Here is a 10,118-nt window from a genome sequence, read left to right as displayed (position 1 = left end):
GGGCTCGTGGACAGCCGGGATCATCGTCGGCGGTGCCGCCGGGCGGGGCGCGCGGCGGCGCCCGCGAAGACACCGAACGCCGCCGCCCGGACTATCTGCTGTCGACACGGGAGTGCGCCCGGATGATCGGCCCGCTGCCGCTGGCCGGACCCGCGGTGCTCGGCGCGCCGGGGCAGGTTCAGGTCCCCGACGCAGCCGATACCGCGGTGGGCGAGGAGACCGGCGCCGCCGCACAGGAGGAGGTCGCACCGGAGGAGCAGGACCTGGATCTGACCCTCTGACACGGGGGCCGATCGCGTCGGCCGCCCCGGGATTTCGTTCCCCGGCCGCGTTCTGGCAAAATGATTCGGGTTGCCCGCCGTCGTGCGGGTACCGACCACTGACACGGGCATGAACCGGTCGCACACGCACCAGGTTCCTCTACCGCCACGCATCGATTGGACCGAACCATGAACACTCTTGACTTCCTCGACAAGCAGTCGCTCCGTGACGACATTCCCGAGTTCGCCCCCGGCGACACCGTCGATGTCCACGTGAAGGTCATCGAGGGCGCCAAAGAGCGTATCCAGGTGTTCAAGGGCGTCGTGATCCGCCGCCAGGGCGGTGGGATCCGGGAGACCTTCACCGTGCGCAAGATGTCCTTCGGCATCGGCGTCGAGCGCACCTTCCCGGTGCACAGCCCCAACGTCGCCAAGATCGACGTGCTGACCCGCGGCGACGTGCGGCGCGCCAAGCTCTACTACCTGCGCGACCTGCGCGGTAAGGCCGCCAAGATCAAGGAAAAGCGCTGAATCTCGCATCGCGCTACCCTGATTCTTCGTGAGCGACAGTAACTCAGACGAATCCGACTGGCCCTCTGACGACGCCCCGCCCGATGCCGGCGCCGCAGAGGGCCAGTCGTCGTCTCAGGGTGCCCCGGAACCGGCCTCCCCGGCAGCCGAGGAGGAACCGAAGAAACGCGGCGGCTTCCTGAAGGAACTGGTGATCGTCGTCGGCATCGTGCTGGCGCTGATGTTCCTGGTGAACACCTTCCTCTTCCGGCAGTACGTGGTGCCCAGTGAGTCGATGGAGCCGACGCTGCACGGCTGCTACGGCTGCAGCAACGACCGCATCGTCGTCGATAAACTCAGCTACCGGTTCAGCGATCCCGAACCCGGTGACGTCGTCGTTTTCAAGGCGCCCACCGAATCGTGGGAGGGCGGCTGGATGTCGCCGCGGTCGTCGAATTCGGTGATCCACGCGCTGCAGGACGGCCTCTCGCTGTTCGCGCTGGCACCTCCCGACGAGAACAATCTGGTCAAGCGGGTGATCGCCACCGGCGGTCAGACCGTCGAGTGCCGCAACGACAACGGTCAGGGCGTGACCGTCGACGGACAACCCTTGACCGAGCCCTACGTGGACGCCGGACTGCAGAACCAGACCTATGCCCAGTCCGACGGAGTATCGGGGGGCGGCAGCTGTTACGGCCCCGACTTCGGGCCGATCACCGTCCCGGAGGATCACGTCTGGGTGATGGGCGACAACCGCAGCGCGTCGGCGGATTCGCGGGCGCACGTGGTCGACGAGTTCCAGGGCACGGTCCCGGTCTCCGATATCCGCGGCAAGGTCCGGTTCATCATGTACCCGTTCTCCCGGATCGGCGGCGTGGGGTCGGTCGACCCCCAGTAGGAGCAGACCAGGGTGTCGACAGTGTTGCGATGGCCACCGCGCGCCACGGTGCGCAGGGCGGCGAGTCTGCGAACCCTCGAGTTCACGCTGCACCGGCACGGTCTGGGCCCGGTCGCCGGGGTCGACGAGGCCGGGCGGGGAGCCTGCGCGGGCCCGCTGGTGGCCGCGGCCTGTGTGCTCGGTCCGCACCAGCTCAAATCCCTCGCCGATCTGGATGATTCGAAGAAGCTGAGCCCGGCCGCCCGGGAACGGCTGTACACCGCGGTGGTCCGCCACGCGCTGGCCTGGAGTGTGGTGGCGGTCGAGGCCGCCGAGATCGACCGCATCGGCATTCACGTGGCCAATCTGCGCGCGATGCGCCAGGCCGTGGCCGCGTTGTCGGTGCGGCCCGGCTACGTCTTGTCCGACGGGTTCGCAGTCCCCGGACTCCCGGCACCGTCGCTTCCGGTGATCGGCGGGGACGCGAATGCGGCCTGTATCGCCGCGGCCTCGGTGCTGGCCAAAGTCACCCGCGACCGCATCATGGTGGAGATGGACCGGGTGCTGCCCGGATATGATTTCGCGGTGCACAAGGGCTACAGCACGGCCGCGCACATGGCCTGCCTGGACCGTTCCGGCCCATCCCCCGAGCACCGGATGTCGTACCGGAACGTGCGCGATAGGGTAGCGCTATGAGCGCCGAGGATCTGGAGAAGTACGAAGCAGAGATGGAGTTGTCCCTGTACCGCGAGTACAAGGACATCGTCGGTCAGTTCTCGTACGTGGTGGAAACCGAGCGCCGGTTCTACCTGGCCAACGGTGTGAACCTGATTCCGCGCACCGGTGACGGTGACATGTATTTCGAGCTGCACCTGACCGACGCCTGGGTGTGGGACATGTATCGGCCGGCCCGGTTCGTCAAACAGGTCCGGGTGGTCACGTTCAAGGACGTCAACATCGAGGAACTGGAGCGTTCCGAGCTGCGGCTGCCCGACGAACCGTAGGCCCGTCAAGCCCGCGCGCTGAGTCTGTGGACGGCGCGTGGTTGTCCACAGCTCGGCGACGGCGCACCGTGACCGCGGGCCGCGCGGCGTTCATCCTCGATGCATGGGGGAGAACACGGGAGTGCACAGAGCCGCGCACCGAGACCGGTGCGGGGCGATCGGGGCGATCGGGGAGGGCTTCGCCGCTGAATTCCTGCAGGCCCAGCACTGGCGGATTCTGGAGCGGAACTGGCGGACCCGGTACGGGGAACTGGATCTGATCGCCGCCGACGGCACCACACTGGTGATCGTCGAGGTCAAGACGCGTGCCTCGCACGTGTACACCGACCCGGTCGCCGCGGTGACTCCGGCCAAACTGCGGCGCATGCGTCTGCTGGCCCGGCAGTGGCTGGCCGCGCGGCCGCCGGGGTCGCCGTGGTGGGAGGTGATCCGGTTCGACGTCGTCTCGGTGCAGTTGTCGCTGGCCGATCCGACCGATCGGGCGGCGGCCCGGCTGCGGCACCACCGCGGCCTGGTGGAGTGAGACGGCCATGGCACGTGTGGTGAGTACGGTGGCGTCGATGGGCCTGGGAGGTTTCGTCGCCCGTCCGGTGGAGATCCAGGCCAATATCGCTGCGGGGCTGCCCGGCTTCACCGTGACCGGCAGCGTGGACTCGTCGCTGCGGGAGGCCCGCGACCGGGTGCGTGCGGCGATCGTCAATTCCGGACACCGATTCCCCGAGCTCAAGGTGACCGTCGCCCTGGCCCCGGCAGAGATGCGCAAAGAGGGCTCGAGTTTCGATCTGGGAATGGCGCTGAGCGTGCTGATCGCCGACGGTGCGGTCGCGGTGGCGCCGGATCTGCTGCGCACCACGGTGTTCCTGGGCGAGCTGGCCCTGGACGGGCGGGTGAGATCGGTCCGCGGTGTGCTGCCGCTGCTGCTGGCCGCCCGCCAGAGCGGTCACCGCCTGGCGGTGGTGCCGGTGGAGAATCTGCGCGAGGCCGCCCTGGTGGAGGGGATGAGGAGCGTGGGTGCGCCGACGCTGTCGGCCGCGGTGGACTGGCTGGCCGGGAACGCAGAACTGGTGTCGGTGACCGACGACGCGCCGCTGCCCGGTCCGCCGATTCCGGATATGGCCGATGTGGTCGGACAGTCCGCAGCCCGCCATGCCCTCGAGGTCGCCGCGGCCGGCGGGCATCACGTGTTGATGACCGGGCCACCGGGGATCGGCAAGACCATGCTGGCCGCGCGTCTGCCTGGCATCCTGCCGACACTGCAGCAGGAAGAGGCACTGGAGGTGACGGCGATCCATTCGGTGGCCGGCACGCTGCCCGCGGATCGTCCGCTGATCACCGTGCCGCCGTTCATCGCCCCGCACCACAACGTGACCATGACCGGGCTGCTGGGCGGCGGCACCGGGACGGCCAAACCCGGAGCGGTGTCGCGGGCTCACCGCGGGGTGCTGTTCCTGGACGAATGCGCCGAAGTGGCACCGAAGGTGCTCGACGGCCTGCGCCAGCCCCTGGAGGAGGGGCTGGTCCGGCTGTCCCGGCGCGACGGGGATGCGCTCTATCCGGCCCGGTTCCTGTTGTTGCTGGCGGCCAATCCGTGCCCGTGCGCACCGGCCCACGATGTCGACTGCGTCTGCTCGTCGGTCGCCCGGCGCCGCTACCTGGGCAGACTCTCCGGTCCGCTGATGGACCGGATCGATATCCGGGTGCAGATGGAGCCGCCGGGGGCGACCATGCTGCTGCGCGCACAGGGCGAGCCTACGGCGGCGATCGCCGAGCGGGTGTGTCAGGCGCGCGAGCGGGCGCGGCACCGCTGGCGGGGCGGCGGCTGGCTGACGAACGCGGAGGTGCCCGGCAGCGCGCTGCGTCACCGGTTTCCGCTGCCACCGGGTGCGCTGGCCCCGATCGAACAGTGCCTGCGCGACGGCCGGATCACCGCGCGGGGAGCAGATCGCGCTATGCGAGTGGCCTGGAGCATCTGCGATCTGCGCGGCGGCGACCGGCCCGGTCCCGACGAGGTGATGCAGGCGCTGATGTACCGGGACAGGGAGTTCTCATGAGCACCTCTCTCACCGACGCGGAATTGCGGGCCTGGGCGTACCTGACGGCGGTCGCCGAGCCGCCGTGTGCGCCGTTGATCGCACTGGTGGACCGGTACGGCGCGCAGGAGGCGGCGCAGATGGTCAAAAGTCAGCGGTTGCCGGCCGGACAGGGTGCGGTGCGCACAGCCACGGTGGCCCGCTGCGCCACCGACACCTCGGCGCAGGATCTGGAGATCGCCGCCCGGCGCGGTGCGCGGCTGCTCACCCCGCAGGATCCGGACTGGCCGGCGTGGGCACTGTCCTGCTTGACCCGGGCGAGCACCGCCGCCCGGGGCGGGGCCCCGCTGGCACTGTGGGTGCGCGGCGGCGGATCGCCGGCGGCGATGACGGGGTCGGCGATCGGGCTGGTCGGCTCGCGGGCGGCGACCCGGTACGGCGAATTGGTCGCCGGGAACCTCGGTGACGGCCTGGCGGCCGCGGGCTGGACGGTGATCTCCGGCGCCGCCTACGGGGTCGACGGCGCCGCCCACCGCGCGGCGCTGGCCGCGGGCGGCCCCACCCTGGCGGTGCTGGCCTGCGGAATCGACCGGGACTACCCGGCCGGACATGCCCGGCTGCTGGCCGAGATCGCCGGCACCGGGGCCGTGGTGACCGAATATGCGCCCGGAACCACGGCCGGCAAGCATCGGTTCCTCACCCGCAACCGGCTGGTCGCCGGTCTGTCGGCGGCGACGGTGGTGGTCGAGGCCGGTGCCCGCTCGGGTGCGGCCAATACCGCCGCGTGGACCCGGAAGCTGGGTCGACCGTTGGGGGCGGTACCCGGGCCGGTCACCTCGTCGACGTCGGTGGGCTGCAATCAGATGATCGCCGACGGGCAGGCCACGCTGGTCACCGATACGGCCTCGGCGATCGCGCTGGTGGAGATCAACGGGCACGACAACAAGGTCGCCGCACCGGCGCGCCCGACCGACGATCTCCCGCCCGAACAGTTCCGGGTGATCGAGGCGCTGCCCGCCCGCGGCGGGCTGACGCTGACCGAGATCGCCTTCCTGGCCGGGCTGGCCGAAGACGTCGTGCGCGGGGCACTGGCGCACCTGGAGTTCCGGGGGCTGGTCGATTCGGCGGCAGGCTCGTGGTCATTGGCCCGCTGAGCCGGCCGCCTCGACCAGGTCGGCGAGGGCGGCCCGCGTGTAATCGGCCAGTCGCTGCAGGTGGGGCAGGCTGTCGCGGTCACCGACGAAGCCGAGCGTCACGCTGTCGCCGTAGCCGATCACCGTCACATTGAGCCCGTATCCGTCGACCAGGAAGGAGATCGGCACGATGTATTCCAGTTCGGCGCCCATCAGGTAGCGCTTCTCCTTGCCCAGCACCACGTTCGAGACGGTGAAGTTGAACAGCAGCGGCAGCCTGGTGGCCAGGCGCGCGTTCTGCGCCAGCAGCAGCGGGGTCAGTCCGAGCAGTGCGAAGTAGTCCTGGGCGCCGCGGCTGAGGCCGTCGATATCGTGCTTGCCGCGCCGGGTGTGGGCGGCCACCAGCTGCAGACGCGCGAGCGGATCGTCCAGTTCGGTGCCCAGCGGGGTCACGAAACCGGTCGCCGCGTTCAGGGTGTCCTCGGTGCGGCTCAGCGCCATCGGCACCGAAGCCGTCAGGCTGGTTCGGGGCAGGGCGTCGAGCTCCAGCAGGTAGCGGTGCACAGCGCCGCCGACCACGGCCAGGACCACGTCGTTCACCTTGGTGTCGGTGCGGCCGGCGACCTCTTTGAGGGTGGCCAGCGACATGCGTTCCACGGCCACCCGCCGATGCGGGCCCAGGCGCTGATTGAACACCGACGACGGCGTGCGCACCGCGGTACGCACGAAACTGTCCGGTCCCAAGGCCATCCGGGCCAGATTCGGCAGCATCCCGGCCGTGGCGAGCGTGCCCTCGACGATCCGCCGGGGCAGGATCGTCAGCTTCTGCAGCAGGCTCAGATCACCACTCTCGTCGACCTTGCCGCCCGACGGCAGGGCTCCGCCCGGATCGGTGCTCAGCCAGGACTGGATGGTCTGGACCGCTGCGATGCCGTCGGTGGCGCAGTGGTGCGCCTTGAAATAGAACGCGAACCGGTTGTTCTCCAGACCCTCGATCAGGTGGGCCTCCCACAGCGGCCGGGTCAGATCCAGCGGACGCGAGTGCAGGCGCTCGACGAGCGCGCCCAGATCGGCCTCGCCGCCCGGTGAGGGCAGCGCGTCGAGCCGGACGTGATAGGTCGGATCGGGCTCGGTCTTCTTCCAGTACGCGGCATCGGCCACCGGCAGTGCGGCCAGCACGCTGTCGTACGGGAAGGGCAGGAAGGCCAGCGCGGAGAAGGCGTTGTACAGCTGCCGGACGAAGTCGGGCGGGGCGTCGTCGGGCAGCCGGAAGATGGCGAGCGCCCCGATGTGCATGGGGGTGCGCGCGGATTCCATTCGCAGCATCGCGTGATCGAACGGGGTGAGCAGCCTCATAGCCGAATAGTAGAAGCCGATCCGCTGCCGGCGGCGCCGAACGCCTCTGCCGGCGGAGCCGCCCCTACGGCAAGTTAGGGCGCCCTCACTAAATCCGGGGGAACCGGTACGGTGGGGGCATGGCCAAGAACCTCACGGCAATGTCCGTTCTGCGCACCGAACAGCTCACCCCGCACATGGTGCGGGTCTGGTTGGGCGGCGACGGCTTCGACGACTTCGTGCCCGCGGGCCCGGGCGCCCAGGACGGCCGGCCCGATACCGACATGTACGTCAAGCTCGTCTTCCCGCCGGCCGGCAGCGGCGTCGTCTATCCCGAACCGGTGGATCTGGACGCGATCGCCGCGCAGTACCCACCCGACGAGCAGCCGGTGCTGCGTACCTACACGGTCCGCCACTACGATCCGGCGGCCCGGGAGATCGCCATCGACTTCGTCGTGCACGGCGATGAGGGCATCGCCGGTCCGTGGGCGGCGCGCGTGCAGCCGGGCGAACGGATCAGCTTCCGCGGACCGGGCAGCGGCTACCGCCCCGACCCGGAAGCGCCCTGGCATCTGCTGGCCTCCGATGAGGCCGGTCTGCCGGCGCTGGCCGCGGCACTGGAAGCGATGCCCGAGGACGCCGTCGTCAAGGCGTTCATCGAGGTCGGCGGTCCCGACGACGAAATCGAACTGACCGCCCCGGCCGATGCCGAGATCACCTGGGTGCATCGCGGCGCCTCGTCGGCGGAGGCGGGGGAGGATCGCGCCGGTGACCATGCTCCGGTGATCGAGGCGGTCCGTCAGGCGCCGTGGCTCGACGGAGAGCCCCAGGTGTTCATTCACGGTGAGGCGCAGACGGTGATGAAGAATCTGCGCCGCTATGTGCGCCGGGACCGCGGGGTCGGGGCGCAGCGTGCGGCATCGATCTCCGGATACTGGCGCCGTGGCCGCAGCGAAGAGGGCTTCCGCCAGTGGAAGGCCGAACAGCGCAAGAACAACGCCGGTTGAGCCCGGCGGGCCGGGCAGCGGTTCAGACGATCTGCTGCTCGGCCACCGGCGCCGTGCGGGGCACCGCCAGGGCGGTGATCGCCGCGACCACACAGGCGGCCAGGGCGATGCCCGCCGCCCAGGAGTAGGCAGTGGAGGTCGCGACCGGGATCGGGCCGACCGGAGTCGCCGCCGCCGTCATCGACGCGGCCAGGATCATGCCCACCACCGCGGTGGCCAGCGACGTGCCGACCGAACGCATCAGTGCGTTCACCCCGTTCGCCTCACCGGTGTGGGAGACCGGTACCCAATGCATGATCAGTGCGGGCATGGCCGAATAGGCGATACCCAGCCCGGCGCCGACCAGGACGTTGATGCCGATCAGCCACACCCAGGTCCCCGGCCACGGCCCCATGATCATCAGCAGCAGCACCGAATAACCCAGCCCGATCACCACCGCGCCCAGCGCCAGGGAGATGCGGGCTCCGTACCTGCGGGTCAGTTCGGCCGAGACATAAGAGAAGGCGAACATCACCAGGCCGCCGGGCATCAGCACCAGGCTGGCCAGCACCATCGACAGGCCCATCCCCAGACTGCCGGCATCGAAGGCCGAGCGCGGGGCCATCAAGATCTGGATAGGGATCATCTGCATCGCGTAGAAGGCGAAGCCGGTCGCCACCGAGGCGATGTTGGTCAGCAGCACCGGCCGGGCGATGTTCAGGGTCAGGTTGATCAGCGGGTCGGGCCGGGTGCGCTCCCATCGCCACCACAGGGCCGTCGATACGGCGAAACCGGCGAACAGGCCGAGGATCGCCGGACTGGACCAGCCCCATTCGGCGCCCTTGGAGAACGCCAGAAGGATGCAGGTCAGCAACACGGTCAGACCGAGGGCGCCGACCGCATCGAAGCGCCCGCCGCGGGGGACACCACGGACCGGCACGGTCAGCAGCACCGCGATCAGCGCCGCCAGCGCCACGGCACCGCTGACCCAGAACAGGGCCTGCCAGCTGATCTGCTGAGCGATCGCGGCGGCGAAGGGCAGCCCGAGTGCCCCGCCGACGCCGAGTGAGGCGCTCATCATCCCGACCGCGGAACCCAGCCGGTCGGCCGGCACGATATCGCGCATCAGCGAGATACCGACGGCGACGATGCCGATGCCCATTCCCTGAAGGCCACGTCCCAGCAGGAAGATCACCAGGCCCGGCGCCAGGGCGCAGACGGCCGATCCGACCGCGACGGCTGCCAGGCTGCTCACCAGGACCCGGCGTTTGCCGAACATGTCACCCATGCGCCCGGCGATCGGGGTGACCACCGCGCCGACCAGCAGGGTGATGGTCAGTGTCCAGGCGGCATTGGTCTCGGAGGTGTCCAGCAGGGACGGCAGCAGCGGGATCAGCGGCACGATGATGGTCTGCATCAGGGCCACGACGGTGCCGGCGACGCAGAGCACCGCCACGGCCAGGCGGGGATGGTGCTGGGGAGCGGAGAGGGTCACGGCTGCGATTCTGCTTAGGGAAAGGTCCGGCGGGCGCCGGGCACGGAACGAGCGGTGCGCTAAGCGCACGCTCATTGCACGCTAGTCCCGATCGCCCCGCTCGCGCATCTCCGGCGGCACGCAGCCGCGGTTGCCGCGGGTGGCCCGAAGGCGGACCTAGACTGGTGGCCATGACCTCGGTGCTCGACGACTTCGCGGATCATCTGCGCCTGGAGAAGGGGCACAGTGCCCACACCGTCCGCGCCTATACCGGTGATCTGCGCAGTCTGATCGCGTTCGCCGGTGCCCGCGGTGTCGAGGTCGCCGACGTGGATCTGGCGCTGCTGCGGGCCTGGCTGGCCGACCACACGCGCCGCGGCGCCGCCCGCACGACGGTCGCCCGACAGGTCTCCTCGGCGAAGACCTTCTGCTCCTGGGCGGTCCGCGAAGGACTCCTGCCGACCGATCCGGCGGCCCGCCTCCAAGCGCCCAGAGCCCGCCGGGTCCTG

Annotated in this window: 11 protein-coding genes and 1 pseudogene; 10 read left to right on the top strand and 2 right to left on the bottom strand. The window is 70.1% G+C overall.

Annotated elements, in window-relative coordinates:
• The 8 genes and pseudogenes from GOHSU_RS16965 to dprA all read left to right on the top strand — a co-directional run.
• A pseudogene (locus GOHSU_RS16965) lies at positions 1-281 on the top strand (hypothetical protein); the annotation flags it as partial.
• A 168-nt stretch (positions 282-449) separates the two neighbouring features.
• Entirely contained in the window at positions 450-791 is a 342-nt protein-coding gene (rplS, locus tag GOHSU_RS15915; protein WP_005944259.1) for a 50S ribosomal protein L19, read from the top strand.
• Positions 792-819: 28 nt separating this feature from the next.
• Entirely contained in the window at positions 820-1,668 is an 849-nt protein-coding gene (lepB, locus tag GOHSU_RS15910) for a signal peptidase I (protein ID WP_005944255.1), read from the top strand.
• A gap of 21 nt (positions 1,669-1,689) precedes the next feature.
• On the top strand, positions 1,690-2,343 hold the full coding sequence (locus GOHSU_RS15905; RefSeq protein WP_024333006.1) for a ribonuclease HII: 654 nt from the start codon (positions 1,690-1,692) through the stop codon (positions 2,341-2,343).
• On the top strand, positions 2,340-2,651 hold the full coding sequence (locus GOHSU_RS15900) for a DUF2469 domain-containing protein (RefSeq protein ID WP_005944247.1): 312 nt from the start codon (positions 2,340-2,342) through the stop codon (positions 2,649-2,651). Before GOHSU_RS15905 ends, GOHSU_RS15900 begins: the two co-directional genes overlap by 4 nt.
• 103 nt (positions 2,652-2,754) lie before the next feature.
• Complete coding sequence (locus GOHSU_RS15895; RefSeq protein ID WP_005944243.1) at positions 2,755-3,174, top strand: YraN family protein; 420 nt, start codon at positions 2,755-2,757, stop codon at positions 3,172-3,174.
• Positions 3,175-3,181: 7 nt separating this feature from the next.
• Positions 3,182-4,702 (top strand): YifB family Mg chelatase-like AAA ATPase, encoded by a 1,521-nt coding sequence (locus tag GOHSU_RS15890; protein ID WP_005944241.1) that lies wholly within the window; start codon positions 3,182-3,184, stop codon positions 4,700-4,702.
• Positions 4,699-5,835: a DNA-processing protein DprA gene (gene dprA, locus GOHSU_RS15885; RefSeq protein WP_005944239.1), complete on the top strand. Its 1,137-nt coding sequence runs from the start codon at positions 4,699-4,701 to the stop codon at positions 5,833-5,835. Before GOHSU_RS15890 ends, dprA begins: the two co-directional genes overlap by 4 nt.
• Here the strand turns inward: dprA and GOHSU_RS15880 are convergent.
• The gene (locus GOHSU_RS15880; protein WP_005944237.1) at positions 5,821-7,170 is read right to left on the bottom strand and encodes a wax ester/triacylglycerol synthase family O-acyltransferase; all 1,350 of its coding nucleotides are present in this window, start codon (positions 7,168-7,170) and stop codon (positions 5,821-5,823) included. The genes dprA and GOHSU_RS15880 overlap by 15 nt on opposite strands.
• Positions 7,171-7,289: 119 nt before the next feature.
• Here GOHSU_RS15880 and GOHSU_RS15875 point away from each other — a divergent pair, with 119 nt between their 5' ends.
• Entirely contained in the window at positions 7,290-8,156 is an 867-nt protein-coding gene (locus tag GOHSU_RS15875; RefSeq protein ID WP_005944235.1) for a siderophore-interacting protein, read from the top strand.
• Positions 8,157-8,178: 22 nt separating this feature from the next.
• Here GOHSU_RS15875 and GOHSU_RS15870 read toward each other — a convergent pair whose 3' ends face one another.
• Positions 8,179-9,630: an MFS transporter gene (locus tag GOHSU_RS15870; RefSeq protein ID WP_005944232.1), complete on the bottom strand. Its 1,452-nt coding sequence runs from the start codon at positions 9,628-9,630 to the stop codon at positions 8,179-8,181.
• A 170-nt stretch (positions 9,631-9,800) separates the two neighbouring features.
• Here GOHSU_RS15870 and GOHSU_RS15865 point away from each other — a divergent pair.
• The coding region (locus tag GOHSU_RS15865) for a site-specific integrase (protein ID WP_024333005.1) at positions 9,801-10,118 on the top strand (318 nt) is incomplete at its 3' end.

This window comes from Gordonia hirsuta DSM 44140 = NBRC 16056 (assembly GCF_000333015.1).
GTDB classification, from domain to species: Bacteria; Actinomycetota; Actinomycetes; order Mycobacteriales; family Mycobacteriaceae; genus Gordonia; species Gordonia hirsuta.
The sequence above is the reverse complement of the archived record's forward strand: the minus strand, read 5'-3'. Positions and strand labels throughout refer to the sequence as shown.